The sequence below is a fragment of the Actinoplanes sp. NPDC048791 genome, from assembly GCF_040650095.1.
Classification (GTDB): Bacteria; Actinomycetota; Actinomycetes; order Mycobacteriales; family Micromonosporaceae; genus Actinoplanes.
The window spans coordinates 1-1,062 of record NZ_JBEZGQ010001730.1; the positions used below are offsets into that span (position 1 = coordinate 1).

At 72.4% G+C, this 1,062-nt stretch carries 2 protein-coding genes; one reads left to right on the forward strand and one right to left on the reverse strand.

From position 1 onward, the window contains the following. The coding region (locus AB0C29_RS50010; protein ID WP_360835642.1) for a DUF3152 domain-containing protein at positions 1 to 421 on the forward strand (421 nt) is incomplete at its 5' end. Positions 422 to 665: 244 nt separating this feature from the next. On the opposite strand, the gene AB0C29_RS50015 is transcribed toward AB0C29_RS50010, so the two are convergent. Further along, the coding region (locus tag AB0C29_RS50015; protein ID WP_360835644.1) for a DUF3152 domain-containing protein at positions 666 to 1,062 on the reverse strand (397 nt) is incomplete at its 5' end.

The window sequence follows — 1,062 nt, forward strand, 5'->3', positions numbered from 1 at the left end:
GCGGCTGCGGCGGGCCGGGCCGGGTCAGCGGTACGACTTCACGATCTACCTGGCCACGCCCCGTACCCGCGACCGGCTCTGCGGCAGTAGCTCCGACGCCTACACGTCCTGCCGCAACGGTGACCGCGTCGTGCTCAACGTGGCCCGCTGGGTCAAGGGCGTGCCGCGGTACGGCTCCTCGCTCGCGGTCTACCGGCAGTACATGGTCAACCACGAGGTCGGGCACCGCCTCGGGCACGGTCACGAGCGCTGCCCGGGCAAGGGTGCGCCTGCGCCGGTCATGCAGCAGCAGACCCTGGGACTGCACGGCTGCCGGGCGAACGCGTGGCCGTACCGCGGCGGAAAGCGGTATGCGGGACGCTCCGGCGCGTACGCCGATCCGGTGCCGCCGCCGGACCGCGGGGTCCGCCGTCCGGGTTAGGCCGAACGCGGCCCCCGCGCACCGGATGGATCATCGTGTCGGCCGACGCGGCAGAACGACGGCAAAGGTGTGGATCGTCCGGTTTTACCACCGTAGGTTGGGACCTGACCCCACAAGAGTCTTCTGTCAGGAGAACCATGCACAGCCACCGCCTCAGCGCCGCTGCGACCCACCGCCGCTGGGCCTTCGTCCTCACCCTGGCCGCCGCGGCCATCGCCGGGGGCACCCACCTGATCTCCTGACGCTACGACGGCACCTCGTCGTCATAGCTGCCCGACGGGCCCGCGTACCGCTCGCCGTCCCGGTACGGCCACGCGTTGGCCGTGCACCCGTGCAGGCCGAGCGTCTGCTGCTGCATGACCGGGGCCGGTTCGCCCTTGCCGGGGCAGCGCTCGTGACCGTGCCCGAGGCGGTGCCCGACCTCGTGGTTGACCATGTACTGGCGGTAGACCGCGAGCGGGGCGCCGTAGTGCGGCACGCCGTGCGCCCAGCGGGCCACGTTGAGCACCACCCGGGCGCCGTTGCGGCAGGACGTGTAGCCGTCCGGGACGTCCTGGCACAGCTCGTCCCGGGTGCCGGGTGTGACCAGGTAGATCGTGAAGTCGTACCGGTCGCCCGGGCCGTCCCGGCGCAGCTGCCGG